This is a genomic window from Pseudomonas cimarronensis (genome assembly GCF_049331905.1).
Taxonomy (GTDB): domain Bacteria; phylum Pseudomonadota; class Gammaproteobacteria; order Pseudomonadales; family Pseudomonadaceae; genus Aquipseudomonas.
The window spans coordinates 1,600,274-1,614,931 of sequence record NZ_CP186283.1 but is presented as its reverse complement, the minus strand read 5'-3'; the positions used below and the strand labels follow the sequence as shown (position 1 = coordinate 1,614,931).

At 61.8% G+C, this 14,658-nt stretch carries 14 protein-coding genes; 7 read left to right on the top strand and 7 right to left on the bottom strand.

The window, feature by feature from the left end; genetic code table 11:
- Nucleotides 1-17 precede the first annotated feature (17 nt).
- The 5 genes from ACOCLD_RS07480 to ACOCLD_RS07460 all read right to left on the bottom strand — a co-directional run bounded on the left by ACOCLD_RS07480 (nt 18) and on the right by ACOCLD_RS07460 (nt 3,970).
- Nucleotides 18-794 carry an ABC transporter substrate-binding protein gene (locus ACOCLD_RS07480; protein WP_422911418.1) on the bottom strand — a complete coding sequence of 259 codons (777 nt, stop codon included), beginning with the start codon at nt 792-794 and terminating at the stop codon, nt 18-20.
- A 418-nt stretch (nt 795-1,212) separates the two neighbouring features.
- A complete protein-coding gene (gene moaE / locus ACOCLD_RS07475; protein WP_392540227.1) occupies nt 1,213-1,671 on the bottom strand; it encodes a molybdopterin synthase catalytic subunit MoaE in 459 nt (152 codons plus the stop codon).
- 46 nt (nt 1,672-1,717) lie between these two features.
- On the bottom strand, nt 1,718-1,960 hold the full coding sequence (locus ACOCLD_RS07470; protein WP_233683886.1) for a MoaD/ThiS family protein: 243 nt from the start codon (nt 1,958-1,960) through the stop codon (nt 1,718-1,720).
- On the bottom strand, nt 1,957-2,433 hold the full coding sequence (gene moaC, locus ACOCLD_RS07465; protein ID WP_233683885.1) for a cyclic pyranopterin monophosphate synthase MoaC: 477 nt from the start codon (nt 2,431-2,433) through the stop codon (nt 1,957-1,959). The genes ACOCLD_RS07470 and moaC overlap by 4 nt, the downstream gene beginning before the upstream one ends.
- Before the next feature lie 145 nt (nt 2,434-2,578).
- Nucleotides 2,579-3,970, bottom strand: coding sequence for a PhoH family protein (locus tag ACOCLD_RS07460; protein ID WP_233683884.1), 1,392 nt, complete (start codon nt 3,968-3,970; stop codon nt 2,579-2,581).
- A gap of 566 nt (nt 3,971-4,536) precedes the next feature.
- Between ACOCLD_RS07460 and yaaA the strand changes: the two genes are divergently transcribed.
- From yaaA to ACOCLD_RS07435, 5 genes are read left to right on the top strand one after another with little or no spacing between them, the layout of a single operon-like run.
- Nucleotides 4,537-5,316: a peroxide stress protein YaaA gene (gene yaaA, locus ACOCLD_RS07455; RefSeq protein ID WP_422911417.1), complete on the top strand. Its 780-nt coding sequence runs from the start codon at nt 4,537-4,539 to the stop codon at nt 5,314-5,316.
- A gap of 3 nt (nt 5,317-5,319) precedes the next feature.
- A complete protein-coding gene (locus tag ACOCLD_RS07450; RefSeq protein ID WP_233683882.1) occupies nt 5,320-5,784 on the top strand; it encodes a multidrug transporter in 465 nt (154 codons plus the stop codon).
- Nucleotides 5,785-5,818: 34 nt separating this feature from the next.
- Nucleotides 5,819-6,649, top strand: a complete 831-nt coding sequence (locus ACOCLD_RS07445; protein ID WP_422911416.1) for an SDR family oxidoreductase — start codon at nt 5,819-5,821, stop codon at nt 6,647-6,649.
- An 11-nt stretch (nt 6,650-6,660) separates the two neighbouring features.
- A complete protein-coding gene (locus ACOCLD_RS07440; RefSeq protein WP_422911415.1) occupies nt 6,661-7,050 on the top strand; it encodes a hypothetical protein in 390 nt (129 codons plus the stop codon).
- Between the two features lie 31 nt (nt 7,051-7,081).
- Complete coding sequence (locus ACOCLD_RS07435) at nt 7,082-7,942, top strand: DMT family transporter (protein WP_422911414.1); 861 nt, start codon at nt 7,082-7,084, stop codon at nt 7,940-7,942.
- 19 nt (nt 7,943-7,961) lie between these two features.
- Here the strand turns inward: ACOCLD_RS07435 and ACOCLD_RS07430 are convergent, their stop codons facing one another.
- Nucleotides 7,962-9,959 (bottom strand): peptidase U32 family protein, encoded by a 1,998-nt coding sequence (locus ACOCLD_RS07430; protein ID WP_422911413.1) that lies wholly within the window; start codon nt 9,957-9,959, stop codon nt 7,962-7,964.
- 152 nt (nt 9,960-10,111) lie between these two features.
- Here ACOCLD_RS07430 and ACOCLD_RS07425 point away from each other — a divergent pair, with 152 nt between their 5' ends.
- Together ACOCLD_RS07425 and ACOCLD_RS07420 are read left to right on the top strand one after the other, a co-directional pair.
- Nucleotides 10,112-12,481: a DNA polymerase II gene (locus ACOCLD_RS07425; RefSeq protein WP_422911412.1), complete on the top strand. Its 2,370-nt coding sequence runs from the start codon at nt 10,112-10,114 to the stop codon at nt 12,479-12,481.
- A 52-nt stretch (nt 12,482-12,533) separates the two neighbouring features.
- Complete coding sequence (locus tag ACOCLD_RS07420) at nt 12,534-13,715, top strand: AAA family ATPase (protein WP_422911411.1); 1,182 nt, start codon at nt 12,534-12,536, stop codon at nt 13,713-13,715.
- Here the strand turns inward: ACOCLD_RS07420 and ACOCLD_RS07415 are convergent.
- Nucleotides 13,712-14,617 (bottom strand): DMT family transporter, encoded by a 906-nt coding sequence (locus tag ACOCLD_RS07415; protein ID WP_422911410.1) that lies wholly within the window; start codon nt 14,615-14,617, stop codon nt 13,712-13,714. The genes ACOCLD_RS07420 and ACOCLD_RS07415 overlap by 4 nt on opposite strands.
- Nucleotides 14,618-14,658 lie beyond the last annotated feature (41 nt).

The window sequence follows — 14,658 nt, the reverse complement described above, 5'->3', positions numbered from 1 at the left end:
CCCTTCGCTATCGCGGCTCAGTCACCGTAGATATCGAAGGTGAAGTACTTGTCCTGAATCTTCTGGTATTCGCCGCTGGCGCGAATAGCCTGGATGGCGGCATTCAGCTTGCCGAGCAGTTCAGCGTCGCCCTTGCGCACGGCGATGCCGGCGCCTTCACCGAAGTACTTCGGATCGGTAAACACCGGGCCAACAAAGGCAAAACCCTTGCCGTTGGCGGTTTTCAGAAAGCCCTCATCGACCGGGATGGCATCGGCCAGGGTGCCGTCCAGGCGAGCGGAAATCAGGTCCAAGTAGATTTCGTTCTGCGAGCTGTAGCGCACCACTTCAACCCCTTGCGCAGCCAGCACTTCGCTGGCGAAGCGGTCGGTGGTGGTCGAGCGCTGCACGCCGATACGCTTGCCCTTGAGATTGCTGAAATCAGCGGCGACTTCACTGCCGGCCTTCATCACCAGGCGTGCCGGGCTGTAGTAGTACTTGCCGGTGAAGTCCACCGATTTACGCCGGTCATCGGTGATGGTCATGGACGACAGGATGGCGTCGACCTTTTTCACCTTGAGCGAGGGGATCAAGCCATCAAACTCCTGCTCGACCCATTGGCACTCGGTCTTCATCTCAGCGCACAGAGCGTTGCCGATATCCACATCAAAGCCGGCGATCTGCCCGCTGGCTTCTTTATAGGCAAAAGGTGGATAGGCAGCCTCGATACCCAGGCGCAGGGGTTTGTCTGCGGCGAACAGGCTGGATGCAATGAGGCTCAGGGCGATGCCGCCCGCCAGAACGATTTTCTTCATTGTGCGAATTCCTGCTGAGGAAGGGACAGGCCCACGTCACCTGGCATTGCTGCGCAGGTCGAGCGGGCAACGACGGTTGCTGCAAGACAGAAGAAAGGCGCATCAGGTGTGCACCTGAGCGAAAAGCGGTGGCTGAGTAGCACGCGTGGACGGGTCATTTGCCAGCCTCGACCTATACTTTAAATTCCATACTGGACTTATATGTATAAATCGTCAACCGGGCAACAGGCAGCGCTGCGACTGAAGAATCAGCGCAGGCGACCTGGGCAAAATGACTTAGAACATGTTCAAAGGTTCGCGAGCTAGAGCAATGCAAGGCAAAAGCAGGCGAGGAAGCGGAGTGTACTTTTGTACATGAGCATTCCGAGCCTGTTTTTAACGCAGCAGTGCCGACGCGCAGCAGACTTTGAACAGGTTCTTAGGGCTGCTGTTTCCAGCGCTCAGCCGCAGCCTGATCGGAACAGCGCCCTTCGACCCAACGCGGGCCTTCGGCGGTGTCTTCCTTCTTCCAGAACGGCGCGCGGGTTTTCAGGTAATCCATGACGAAGTTGCAGGCATCGAACGCCGCTTGACGGTGGGCGCTGGTGGTGCCGACAAACACAATCGGCTCACCCGGTTCCAGACGGCCAATGCGGTGAATCACCTCGATGCCCAGCAGCGGCCAGCGCTGCATGGCTTCCTCGGCAATCTTGCCCAGGGCCTTCTCGGTCATGCCGGGAAAGTGTTCGAGAAACATGCCGCCGACTTCGCGCCCCTCGTTGAAGTCGCGCACATAGCCGACAAAGCTGACCACCGCGCCGATACCCAGGTTGGCGGCATGCAAGGCGTTAAGCTCAACGCCCGGATCGAAGGGTTGCGACTGAACGCGAATGCTCATGCAGAGGCTCTCTGTGGGAGGGGCTTTAGCCGCGACGACAACCGGCTCAACCGCCGGTTACGGTAGGAAAGAACGCCACTTCATCACCGGCTGTCAGCGGCTCATCGAGGCTGCACAGCTCCTGATTGCGCGCACACATCAGGTTCTGCTCGGCCAGCACTTCCCACACACCTCCGCGCGCCAGCAGGTGTTGGCGCAACTGATCGAGGCTGGCGAACTCAGCGTTCAGCTGCTCACCGTCCAGGCCGAGGGCTTCACGGTAACGGGCGAAATACTGCACGCGAATCATGCTTCTTCCCCAGCTACAAAGTGTCCACTTTTGCCGCCGACCTTCTCCAGCAGACGCACGTTTTCGATCACCATGCCGCGATCCACCGCCTTGCACATGTCGTAAATGGTCAACGCGGCAACACTGGCGGCGGTCAGGGCTTCCATCTCCACCCCGGTCTGCCCGGTCAGTTTGCAGCGCGCGGTGATGCGCACGGCATCCGCGCCCTCAGGCGTCAGTTCGACCTTGACGCTGGTGAGCATCAGCGGGTGGCACAGCGGAATCAGGTCGCTGGTTTTCTTCGCTGCTTGAATGCCGGCGATACGGGCCACGGCGAACACATCGCCCTTGGGGTGATCACCCTGGGCAATCATCTGCAGGGTTTCCGGGCGCATGCGCACCAGGGCTTCAGCCACGGCCTCACGGACGGTCTGCGCTTTGTCGCTGACGTCGACCATGTTGGCGCGGCCTTGGGAATCGAGATGGGTTAACACAGACAGGCTCCGGGCAAGTGTCCGGCGATTGTAAACCCACGGGTCAGGTTTCGGCACCTGTGAATGCCGGGGGATTCAGACGGGAGGTTACGAGAACACCCGGCCCAGCAGCCATGACGGCCTGCTGGGCGAGCGTGAGTGAGGGCTACATATGGGTTTCGGCGTACTCGGCGAGGATCGAACGTGGCACACCTTGCAGGGTGATATGCACGCCATGCTCGAAGTCTTTGAAGCGCTCCGTCAGGTAGGTCAGGCCCGAACTGGGCGCCGACAGGTAAGGCGTATCGATCTGCGCCAGGTTGCCCAGGCACACCACTTTGGAACCGCTGCCGGCACGGGTGATGATGGTTTTCATCTGGTGCGGGGTCAGGTTCTGGCATTCGTCGATCAGAATCAGGCTCTGCTGGAAGCTGCGACCACGGATGTAGTTGAGGGATTTGAACTGCAGCGGGACCTTTTGCAGGATGTAGTCGACGCTGCCGTGAGTGTTCTCGTCGTCCATATGCAAGGCTTCGAGGTTGTCGGTAATCGCGCCGAGCCAGGGCTCCATCTTCTCGGCTTCGGTGCCGGGGAGAAAGCCGATCTCCTGATCCAGCCCCTGCACGCTGCGGGTGGCGATGATGCGCCGGTAACGCTTGCTGACCATGGTCTGTTCGATGGCCGCCGCCAGGGCCAGGATGGTTTTCCCCGAGCCGGCTGCGCCGGACAGGTTGACCAGATGGATGTCCGGATCCAGCAGGGCAAACAGCGCCAGTGACTGGTAAATATCCCGAGGACGCAGGCCCCAGGCTTCCTGGTGCATCAGGGGTTCCTGATGCATATCGAGGATCATCAGCTCGCCATGTTTGATGCCCTTGATCCAGCCAACAAAGCCCTGCTCGTCGAGGATGAACTCGTTGACGTGCACCGCCGGCAGGTTGTCGGTGAGCTGCACGCGATGCCAGGTACGGCCGTGATCCTGGCGGGTTTCCACCTTGTTCACGCGGTCCCAGAAGGAGCCGTCCATGTTGTGGTAGCCCTGCGACAGCAAGGAGACGTCGTCGACCAACTGGTCGGTGTGGTAATCCTCCGAATCGATGCCACAGGCCCGCGCCTTGAGGCGCATGTTGATATCTTTAGTCACCAGCACCACGTTAAGACCGGGGCGACGGGACTTCAGCTCGACCAACTGGTTGATGATCTTGTTGTCGTTGAGGTCTTCCGGCAGCCACGTTACCGGGGCGGCGCTTTTGCTCATAAGGATGGAGAGAAAGCCGCACGGGCCGCTCTTCTCACGCTGGATGGCGACGCCGTGCTCCACTTCCTCCGGGTTGGCGCTGCCAAGAATCTTGTCGATCAGGCGGATGGCCTGGCGGCACTCGGCGGCCACACCCTGTTTGCCGGTTTTAAGCTTGTCCAGTTCCTCCAGTACGGTCATCGGAATGGCAACGTGATGCTCCTGAAAATTCAGCAGCGCGTTGGGATCGTGGATCAGCACATTGGTGTCGAGGGCGTACAGGGTTGGGGCGGTGGGCTTGGAGCGTCCGTGGTCATCCATACTCGGTCACCTTCTTGTAGTAGCCAAGCGGCGCAGGGGCGAGTGCGCCGCGGAGGGGCCGCCGACTCCTCAGTGCCGGGGCTGAGAAGGATGCAAGCAAGGTGAGGGCCAATGGCCGCCACCTGTCTGCAGGGTTCGGCGGTCTTGTCTTTTAATTACTCCAATTCAGATGACAGAAAAACGTTTTTTTCAGGATTTGCAGGTTTATTTATCAGTGCGACAAATAGCGCTTGGCGGTCTGCCCGAGCGCCGTTAAAGTCGGAAGTCCTACCGGCTTTCAGCCTGCTCAGTTTTTTCCTTCCGTAGCGCCCTAGTCTCTCTCGCCCTACCCCGCACAGCCTTTCAGTACAAGCCTGTACGCCCCAGTAACGGTGCCAGCTGATTCGCCTTACGCTCGCAGTCAGGCCGGCTCACCGCATATATCGCTAATGAGCCGCAGGCTGCGCCAACGCGGTGCGGGCACGCGCAATAACAGGGCTCGAATCGGCTGAGCTAATCACCCTTATAGGTAGTCTCAGCCGCCGCCAGCTTCTAGAATCGCCGCAGACTTTCAGGAGCACAGTTTTATGCTGATGGTGATTTCCCCGGCCAAAACCCTCGATTACGAGACGCCGCCCGCCACGCCACGTTTTACCCAACCGGAACACCTCGACCACGCTCAGGAGCTGATCCAGCAGCTGCGCGACTTCACACCGGCGCAGATCGCCGAGCTGATGCACCTTTCGGACAAACTCGCCGGCCTCAATGCCGCGCGCTTTGGCAGCTGGGAGCGGCCGTTCAATCCGTCCAACGCCAAGCAGGCGCTGCTGGCGTTCAAGGGTGACGTGTACACCGGGCTTAACGCCGAGGATTTCAGCGAAGCCGACTTTGACTTCGCGCAAACCCACCTGCGCATGCTCTCCGGCCTGTATGGCGTACTGCGCCCGCTCGACCTGATGCAGGCCTATCGCCTGGAAATGGGCACCAAACTGGCCAACCCGCGCGGCAATAACCTCTACGACTTCTGGGGTGAGCGCATCAGCGGCTGGCTGAATGAGGCGCTGGCCGCCCAGGGCGACGACGTGCTGCTCAACCTGGCGTCCAACGAATACTTCAGCGCAGTCAAACGCAAGGCGCTGAATGCGCGGGTGATCGACACCGAGTTCAAGGACCTGAAAAACGGCCAGTACAAGATCATCAGCTTCTACGCGAAAAAAGCCCGTGGCCTGATGGCACGCTACGTGATCAAGGAGCGCCTGACCGACCCAGCCGGCCTCAAGGATTTCAACTACCAGGGCTATCGCTATTCGGCCGAGCACTCCAAGGCTGATAGTCTGGTATTTCTCCGCGACACTCCTGAGGCCTGAGTGATGCTGATAGGCGCAATTCTGGTACTGAGCTGGCTGATCCTGCTGATCCGCTACCCGAGCAAGGCGCTGCCGATCTCCCTCGCGGCACTGATCGGCCTCGGCCTGGTCGCCAGTTGGGTGCTCTGGCAGGAAAGCCGCGAGAATCGCCACCTGGCTCACCTCGAACTGCGCCTCGATTACGCCCCGCAGCGCTGCCCGGCAGATCGTCCGTTGGCCCTGAACCTGAAGAACGGCAGTGAAGCCGCGCTGCTTGAGCTGCACTGGCAGATCACCGCCTACCGCCCCGGCGACAGCGTCAATCTGGCCGAACGTCTGTATGAGGCCCCACGCTACAGCGGCCCCGGCGAATTGCTGCCTGGCGCCGACTGGCAAACCTGCCTGCCACTGCCAACCCTGCGCAGCGGTTATCGCGCCAGCACATTAGAATTTCGCGCTGAACGCCTACAAGGCAGCTTTAGCCGCTGATATTTGCCCCCATTAGAACAACAAGGAAAGCTGCATGACCCAGCCCAGCGTACTGATCACCGGATGTTCCAGCGGCATTGGCCGCGCCCTGGCCGAGGTGTTCCAGCAGGCCGGTTATCAGGTCTGGGCCACCGCGCGCAAAGCCGATGACCTGGCTGCCCTCAGTGCAGCTGGCTTTAACGCCGTGCAACTGGACGTCAACGATGGCCTGGGGCTGGGGCAACTGGCCGAACGCCTGAAAGCAGAGATCGGTGGCCTCGATGTGCTGATCAACAACGCCGGCTACGGCGCTATGGGGCCACTACTCGATGGCGGCGTCGAGGCCATGCGCAAGCAGTTTGAAACCAACGTGTTCTCGCTGATCGGCGTGACCCGCGCGCTGTTCCCGCTGCTGCGCCAGAACAAGGGCCTGGTGGTGAATATCGGCAGCGTCTCCGGCGTGCTGGTCACCCCGTTTGCCGGCGCCTACTGTGCCTCCAAGGCCGCCGTGCATGCCCTGACTGACGCCCTGCGCCTGGAGCTGGCGCCCTTCTCCATCGAGGTGATGGAAGTGCAGCCCGGCGCGATTGCTTCCAGCTTCGGCGCCAACGCCAGCCAGCAGGCCGAACAACTGATCGACGAAGCCTCGCCCTGGTGGCCGATTCGCGACGGTATCCGCGCCCGCGCCAATGCTTCGCAGGACAACCCCACCCCAGCCAACCACTTCGCCCGCAACCTGCTCGCCGCCGTACAGAGCAAATCCCGACCGAACCTGCTGCGCCTGGGCAATGGCAGCCGCAGCCTGCCGCTGCTCGCAGCGCTGCTGCCTAAACGCCTGCTCGAAGCCGTGCTGAAAAAACGCTTCGGCCTTAATCGCAGCCTTTAGGAGCACGCCCCATGCGCGAGCCTAGCCCCAGCAGCGTCGCGGTTACCCGCCTGGCCCTTGGCGGCGTGGTAGCGGTTATCGTGCTTAACCTGCTGCTGCGCACCTTCGTCAAACTCGGCGGGCTGTTGACCACGGTGCTGATCGCCGCCCTGGTGGCCGCCGGTATGACCCTGTGGTTCTCCTGGCGCAACCGCCGTGCACCCCTGCAAGGCGAACGTCGCCGCCTGGTGGCGCTGTATGGCGGCATCCTGGCGCTGCTCTACCTGGGGTTACTGGCCCTGATGGCGTGGAAGGATGATCCCAGCCCCATGGGGTTGCTGATCTTTGGCCTGCATTATTTCTGTTATCCGCTGATGGCCTGGCTGTTTCTGGCCAAGGGTTTTGGCAAGCGCAGTGAATAACGCCCGCCAACGCCTGGCGACAGAAACGCCCATGTCAGTCGTCCGCCTGGTCAGCATGACGATACTCGCGCTGATCGCCTTCGCGGCCAATTCCCTGCTGTGCCGGGCAGCCCTCGCCGACGGCAGCATTGATGCCGCCAGCTTTACCAGCATTCGCCTGCTCGCGGGGGCCGCCGTGCTCTGGCTAATCGTGCGCATCCGCGCCGGCAATGCGATTGGCAAGGGCAACTGGCTCTCGGCGCTGGCCCTGTTTGCCTACGCTGCCGGGTTTTCCTTCGCCTACCTCGAGCTGACAACGGCCACCGGCGCCCTGCTGCTGTTTGGCGCGGTGCAAAGCACCATGATCGGTTATGGCCTGTACCGTGGCGAACGTCTGCGAGTACCTCAGCTTGGCGGCCTGTTGCTAGCCATCGGCGGGCTGGTAGGGTTGCTGTTACCGGGTGTCGCCGCACCGCCGCCACTGGCTTCGGCACTGATGCTCGGTGCGGGCATGGCGTGGGGTATCTACTCGCTGCGCGGCAAGGGTGCGGGCGACCCGCTGCAAGTCACGGCCGGTAATTTCCTCCGGGCCGTGCCGATTGCGTTGATTCTGAGTGTCGCCATGCTCGGCGATATATCTCTGCAAAACACCGCTGGAATCGCCTATGCCATCGCTTCGGGCGCGCTGGCTTCCGGACTGGGTTATGCCGTCTGGTACAGCGCCTTGCCGGCCTTGAAAGCCACCACGGCCGCCAGCGTGCAACTCAGCGTGCCGGTGATCGCCGCACTCGGCGGTGTGGTGCTGCTCGCCGAACCCCTCAGCCTGCGTCTATTCCTGGCCTCCCTGGCCATACTCGGCGGCATTGCGCTGGTGATTCTGACCGGAAAACAGACCAGAACAACCAACCGCTGACGCAAATGTTGACCGACGCTTAGCGCTTGATGGTCTTGAGCAGATCATCCGGAGTGATATAGCCCACCGTACCGCCCTGGCTTGCCGCGCTGCCCGGTTGCGGCTGATGCAGGATATGGCCCTTCATCTTGCCGATGATGTGCATCTCGCACGGTTTGCAGTCGAACTTCAGGGTCAGCACTTCGTCCTGATGGATCAGCTGCATGTCCGAGACTTTAGTGCGTACGCCGGTGACACCTTTAGCCTGCTTCGGACAGAGGTTGAAGGAGAAGCGCAGGCAGTGCTTGGTGATCATCACCGGCACATCACCCGCCTCTTCGTGTGCCTCGTAGGCCGCATCGATCAGCTGCACGCCGTAACGCTTGTAGAAGGTGCGGGCCTTGTCGTTGTAGACGTTGGCGAGAAAGGTCAGGTGCGATTCCGGGTACACCGGCGGCGGCACGCTGACCGGCTTGCGCCCGCCACGCGGGTGAGAGGCGACGCGGGCTTGGGTCAGCGCCTCGATGGCTTCGCGGCGTAGGGCCTTGAGCTGCGAGCCGGGGATAAACGGCACAACCTCGCAATCGATCTGCACGCCAGTGCTGTAGTAGATGGTGGTGCCCAGCTTGCTCAGGCCATCGGCCAACTGCTCACGGGCTTGCTCGGCATCTTTGGCGGCGGCGAACGGGCCATTCAGGCTGACGCTGGTGCTGCTGCCGTCTTCACTGGTCACGCTCAGATTCAGCTGATCGCCCTGCACGGCCAGCTGCCAGCTGACGGCGATACGCCGCTCGGCCGAGGTCTTGAGCAACGCCTGCTGCCAGTTGTGGTCGAGGTTGCGGTTAAGCGGATGCTGCGGGCGCACGCGGTGCATGGCCTCGGGCATTTCGTTGGGCTCGACGCGGTAGCGGTAGCGCTTCTCGCCGTCTTCTTCAAACTCGCCCTTCAGCTCGCAGATGTTGCTGCGAAAACCCACCACTTCACGCTTGATCAGCACGTTGAGGCCATCGCCGTTGGACAGCGGCGTGTCGGTGACGGCAATCAGATCACGCTTGCCGACTTTCTCCACATAGCCAACCGCGAGCCCGGTAAAGGTTGGCGAGTCAAACGCACCGATATCCACCTTGCGGTCGGTAACGAAGTAATCGGTGCTGCCACGGTGGAAGGTCTTGTCGGTGTCCGGGGTGAAGAAGTGCTCGGTACGGCCGCTGGACGCGCGGGCCAGGTGCGGGCGCTGTTCGAGAATCGCATCCAGCTCGCGGCGGTAGTGCGCGGTGATGTTCTTCACGTAGCTCATGTCCTTGTAGCGCCCTTCGATCTTGAACGAGCGCACGCCGGCATCGACCAGATGAATCAGGTTATCGGTCTGGTTGTTGTCCTTCATCGACAGCAGATGCTTGTCATAGGCCACCACGCGGCCCTGATCGTCTTTCAAGGTGTACGGCAGGCGGCAGGCTTGCGAACAGTCACCCCGGTTGGCGCTGCGCCCGGTCTGCGCGTGGGAGATATTGCACTGCCCGGAGAAGGCCACACACAGCGCACCATGAATAAAGAACTCCACCGCCGAATCGACGTTGCGGCAAATGTTGCTGATTTCTTCCAGGTTCAGCTCGCGGGCCAGCACCAGTTGGGAGAAACCGGCGTTATCGAGGAAGCGGGCTTTTTCCAGAGTGCGGATGTCACACTGGGTGCTGGCGTGGATCTCGATGGGCGGCAGGTCCATTTCCATCACACCCATGTCCTGCACGATCAGCGCATCAATGCCCGCCTCGTAGAGCTGCCAGATCATCTGCCGCGCCGGCTCCAACTCATCCTCATGCAGGATGGTGTTGAGGGTAACGAACACCCGCGCATGGAACAGGTGGGCAAACTGCACCAGCTCGGCAATGTCCGCCACGCTGTTGCTGGCGTTGTGCCGCGCACCGAAGCCAGGGCCGCCGATGTACACGGCATCCGCGCCGTGCAGGATGGCCTCTTTGGCAATGGCGGTATCGCGCGCGGGGCTCAGCAGTTCGAGGTGGTGCTTGGGCAGGGACATGGTTTCGCTATCGGGCAGTCAATCAGGCCGAGCATTTTACTCGGAATAGCTGATTTGTCTGTGCCCGCTTGGCAGCCGCACAACAACTGTATAGGCATACAGATAAAAGCCTGCGTAGAATTGGCCGATTAAATTCAGTCGAGAATGGCGCGGTGGACTTACAACAGGGCTTTCTTCTGACCCGGCACTGGCGTGATACGCCGGTCGGCACGCAGGTGGAGTTCTGGTTGGCCACCGACAGCGGCCCGCGCCTGCTGCGCTTGCCGCTGCAAACCTCGGTGGCCTTTATTCCGGCTGCGCAACGCGAGCAGGCGCAAGCGCTGCTAGCCAACGAGCGCGGCGTCGAGCTACGCCCGCTGGGCCTCAAGGACTTTCACCTGCGCCCGGTGCTCGGCCTGTATTGCCAACAGCACCGTACCTTGATGGACCTCGACAAACAGCTGCGCCGCGCTGGCCTGGACGTGTACGAAGCCGATGTGCGACCGCCCGAGCGCTACCTGATGGAGCGCTTTATCACCGCCCCCGTGCAGTTCACCGGCACGCCCGATGCGACCAATCCCGCTCTGCTGCTGGAGGCACAGATCAAGCCCTGCGAGGGTTACCGCCCGACGCTCAAGCTGGCCTCGCTGGATATCGAAACCAATGCCTTTGGTGAGCTGTACTCCATCGCTATTGAAGGCTGCGGCCAGCGCAACGTCTATATGCTCGGCCGCACGCCGGAGCAGCAGCCAGATGTGGATTTCCAGCTGCACTACTGCGCCAGCCGTGGCGAGCTGCTCGAATGCCTGAACCAGTGGATGGCCGCGCATGACCCGGACGCGATCATCGGCTGGAACCTGGTGCAGTTCGACTTGCGTGTGCTGCATGAACACGCACGCAACCTGGCCATTCCCCTGCGCTTGGGCCGCGATGGCAGCGAGATGCAGTGGCGTGAGCATGGCAGCGGCAACGGTCACTTCTTTGCTGACGCTGCCGGCCGCTTGATCATCGACGGCATCGAGGCGCTGCGTTCGGCGACCTGGAGCTTCCCCTCTTTCAGCCTGGAAAATGTCGCGCAAACTCTGCTCGGCGAAGGCAAAGATATCTCCACGCCCTACCAGCGTATGGACGAAATAGACCGCATGTTTCGCGAGGACAAACCGGCCCTGGCGCGCTACAACCTGCGCGACTGCGAGCTGGTCACGCGGATCTTCGGCAAGACGGCGATCCTCGACTTTCTGCTGGAGCGCGCCACGGTCACCGGCCTGCCGGCTGATCGCAGCGGCGGCTCGGTGGCGGCCTTCGAGCACCTGTATATGCCGCTGATGCACCGCCGTGGTTTTGTCGCGCCGAACCTGGGGGACAACCCGCCGCAAGCCAGCCCCGGCGGTTTTGTCATGGAGTCGCAGCCGGGGTTGTATGAGTCAGTGTTGGTGCTCGATTACAAGAGCCTCTATCCGTCGATTATCCGCAGCTTTCTGATCGACCCGGTGGGGCTGATCGAGGGCCTGCGCCAGCCGGATGACGCCCATTCGGTGCCGGGTTTTCGCGGCGCGCGCTTCTCCCGCAGCCAGCACTGCCTGCCGGCGATTGTCGAGCGCGTGTGGCGGGGCCGTGAAGCGGCCAAACGCGAGGGCAACGCGCCGCTGTCGCAGGCGCTGAAGATCATCATGAACGCCTTCTACGGCGTGCTCGGTTCCAGCGGTTGCCGCTTTTTCGATACACGCCTGGCCTCCTCCATCACCCTGCGCGGCCACGAGATCATGGCCCGCACCCGCGCGCTGATCGAAGCCGATGGCTATGCGGTGATCTACGGCGACACCGACTCCACTTTTGTCTGGCTCAAGCGCCCACATGCTGAAGAAGACGCCGCACAGATCGGCCGCGCACTGGTGACTAAAGTGAATGCCTGGTGGCGCGATCACTTGCATGATGAGTACGGCCTGGAAAGCGCCCTGGAGTTGCAGTTTGAAACCCATTACCGGCGCTTTCTCATGCCGACCATTCGCGGCACCGAGGAAGGCAGCAAGAAGCGCTATGCCGGCCTGGTGACACGCACCGACGGCAGCCATGCGATGGTCTACAAGGGCCTGGAAACCGTGCGCAGCGACTGGTCGCCGCTGGCCCAGCAGTTTCAGCGCGAGTTGTATGAGCGCATCTTTCTCGGCCAGCCCTATCAGGACTATGTGCGTGATTACGTCAGCCGCACACTCAACGGTGAACTGGATGAACAACTGGTCTACCGCAAACGCCTGCGCCGCCTGCTCACCGATTACGAACGCAACGTACCGCCCCATGTACGCGCCGCGCGCCTGGCTGACGAGTTCAACGCCGCCCAAGGCCGCCCGCTGCAATACCAGCGCGGCGGCTGGATCAGCTACGTGATCACCACCGCCGGCCCGCAACCGCTGGAAGCGCGGAGCGCCGCCATCGACTACGACCACTACCTGACCCGCCAACTGCAACCGGTGGCCGACGCCATCCTGCCGTTTGTCGAAGATGACTTCGTCACACTGATCGGCGGGCAATTGGGCTTGTTTTAAACGCACCCTACACACTGCCAGCATCCATTCATCAATCGTCAGGACGACACCCATGCTGCACACCCTTGCCGTCGCCAACTACCGCTCAATCAATAATCTGGTGCTGCCGCTGGGCCGGCTCAATCTGGTCACAGGGGCCAATGGCAGCGGCAAATCCAACCTCTATCGCGCCCTGCGCCTGCTCGCGGAAACCGCGCAGGGCGGCGTGGTCAATGCCCTGGCCCGTGAGGGCGGGCTGGACTCCACCTTCTGGGCCGGGCCGGAAACCCTCAGTCGGCGCATGCTCAGCGGCGAGGTGCCAGTGCAGGGCGGCCCGCGCAAAGAGGTCAGGCGCCTGCGCCTGGGTTTTGCCGGTGATGATTTCAGCTATGCCATTTCCCTCGGGCTGCCGGAGTCCAACTCCGGCGAGAGTCGCGATATTCCCAGTGCCTTCGCCCTGGACCCCGAGATCAAGCGCGAATGCATCTGGGCCGGAGGCAGCTTTCGCCCCGCCTCGCTGCTGGTGGATCGCGCCGGGCCGATGGTGCGCATGCGCGAGGGACGCAACTGGCAGGTGATGGCCCAGCATCTGCCGAGCTTCGACAGCCTGTATGAGCAGATCGGCAATGATCCCGCCTGCCCGGAAGTCTCCCACCTGCGCGAACATATTCGCCGCTGGCGCTTCTACGATCACTTTCGCAGCGACGCCGAAGCGCCCGCGCGCCAACCGCAGCTGGGTACCCGTACGCCGGTTTTGCATCACGACGGTCGTGACTTGGCGGCAGCGTTACAGACCATTCGCGAAATCGGCGATGCCGCTGCACTGGATGCAGCCATCAGCGACGCCTTCCCCGGCGCTCGTCTGCGCATCGACTTTCAGCAAGGCGGGCGTTTTGTCGTGGAGTTACGCCAGGAGGGCTTGCTAAGACCGTTGTCGGCCAGCGAACTGTCGGACGGCACCCTGCGCTACCTGCTGCTGGTCGCCGCCCTGCTCACGCCAAGGCCACCCTCACTGATGGTGCTGAACGAACCGGAAACCAGCCTGCACCCGGATCTGCTGCCCGCCCTCGGCCGGCTGATTATCGCCGCCTCGCAACATACCCAAGTGTGGGTGGTGTCCCACGCCAGCCGGTTGATCGCCACTCTGGAACAGCACTCCGAGTGCAACGCCATCGTCCTAGAAAAACAGCTGGGACAAACCGTAATTCAGGGCCAGGGCATGCTCGATGAACCAGCCTGGAAGTGGCCGAGTTAACCCTTGGTGGCCAGAGCAGGCGTTGCCGGCAACGCCTTGGGTTTACGAAACACCAGCACGTTACCCAGCATTACCAGCAGCAGACCAAACAGCGCCGGCGCGGTCCACTGGTAGCCCTCGGCAAACACCGAGATATTCAGCGCCACCACCGGAAACAGCACGGTGCAGTAGGCCGCGCGCTCTGGGCCCATACGCCCGACCAGAGTCAGGTAGGCGGTAAAGCCGATCACCGAGCCGGGAATCGCCAGGTACAGCAAGGTGCCGATATAGCGCGTGTTCCACTCGAAGCCGAACGGCGTGCCGCTGACCAGGCAGATCGCCACCAGCATCAGCGCGCCATACAGCATGCCCCAGGCATTGGTGGTCAGCGGCTTGAGGCCGGCCTTCTGCTGCAGACTGGAAAGCATATTGCCGGCGGAGAAACACAGGGTGCCGATCAGCGCCAGGCCAATACCCAGCAAGGTTTCATGGCTGGCCTCGTGCCCGGCCAGCTCAGGCCAGAACAACAGCGCCAGGCCGCCAAGACCCAGTGCGCCACCAGCCAGCACATTGGCGGCGATCTTCTGTTTAAAGAACAGCCGCGCGTTGATCGCGTTCCACAATGTGGCAGTGGAGAAAATCACCGCCACCAGGCCACTGGGAATCCACTGACTGGCGGTGTAGAAGCACATAAAGTTCAGGCAGAACAGACACAGCCCCTGCACCAGGCAGATCAGCTGGCCGCGCGTGTCGAGTTTCTGCAAACGGCCGCTGAGCAGCAGGATGGCGAACAGCACCGCAGCGGCCAGGGCAAAGCGATAGGCGATGGACGCGGCAATCGCCACCTCGCCCAGTTGCAACTTGAGGGCGATCCAGGTGGTGCCCCAGATCAGTACGGTGAGCAGATAGAGCGACAGATTCATCAACAGACTCCCTTTGAATATTCAGGAGTCTGCGCCTGATT

What these genes read in the sequence shown, in the direction of transcription:
- moaE (WP_392540227.1), bottom strand. Translation starts at nt 1,671, where the DNA reads ATGAGCATTCGCGTTCAGTCGCAACCCTTCGATCCGGGCGTTGAGCTT.
- ACOCLD_RS07430 (WP_422911413.1), bottom strand. Translation starts at nt 9,959, where the DNA reads ATGTCCCTGCCCAAGCACCACCTCGAACTGCTGAGCCCCGCGCGCGAT.
- ACOCLD_RS07420 (WP_422911411.1), top strand. Translation starts at nt 12,534, where the DNA reads ATGCTGCACACCCTTGCCGTCGCCAACTACCGCTCAATCAATAATCTG.
- ACOCLD_RS07450 (WP_233683882.1), top strand. Translation starts at nt 5,320, where the DNA reads ATGCTGATAGGCGCAATTCTGGTACTGAGCTGGCTGATCCTGCTGATC.
- ACOCLD_RS07415 (WP_422911410.1), bottom strand. Translation starts at nt 14,617, where the DNA reads ATGAATCTGTCGCTCTATCTGCTCACCGTACTGATCTGGGGCACCACC.
- yaaA (WP_422911417.1), top strand. Translation starts at nt 4,537, where the DNA reads ATGCTGATGGTGATTTCCCCGGCCAAAACCCTCGATTACGAGACGCCG.
- ACOCLD_RS07440 (WP_422911415.1), top strand. Translation starts at nt 6,661, where the DNA reads ATGCGCGAGCCTAGCCCCAGCAGCGTCGCGGTTACCCGCCTGGCCCTT.
- ACOCLD_RS07470 (WP_233683886.1), bottom strand. Translation starts at nt 1,960, where the DNA reads ATGATTCGCGTGCAGTATTTCGCCCGTTACCGTGAAGCCCTCGGCCTG.
- ACOCLD_RS07460 (WP_233683884.1), bottom strand. Translation starts at nt 3,970, where the DNA reads ATGGATGACCACGGACGCTCCAAGCCCACCGCCCCAACCCTGTACGCC.
- ACOCLD_RS07480 (WP_422911418.1), bottom strand. Translation starts at nt 794, where the DNA reads ATGAAGAAAATCGTTCTGGCGGGCGGCATCGCCCTGAGCCTCATTGCA.
- ACOCLD_RS07435 (WP_422911414.1), top strand. Translation starts at nt 7,082, where the DNA reads ATGTCAGTCGTCCGCCTGGTCAGCATGACGATACTCGCGCTGATCGCC.
- ACOCLD_RS07445 (WP_422911416.1), top strand. Translation starts at nt 5,819, where the DNA reads ATGACCCAGCCCAGCGTACTGATCACCGGATGTTCCAGCGGCATTGGC.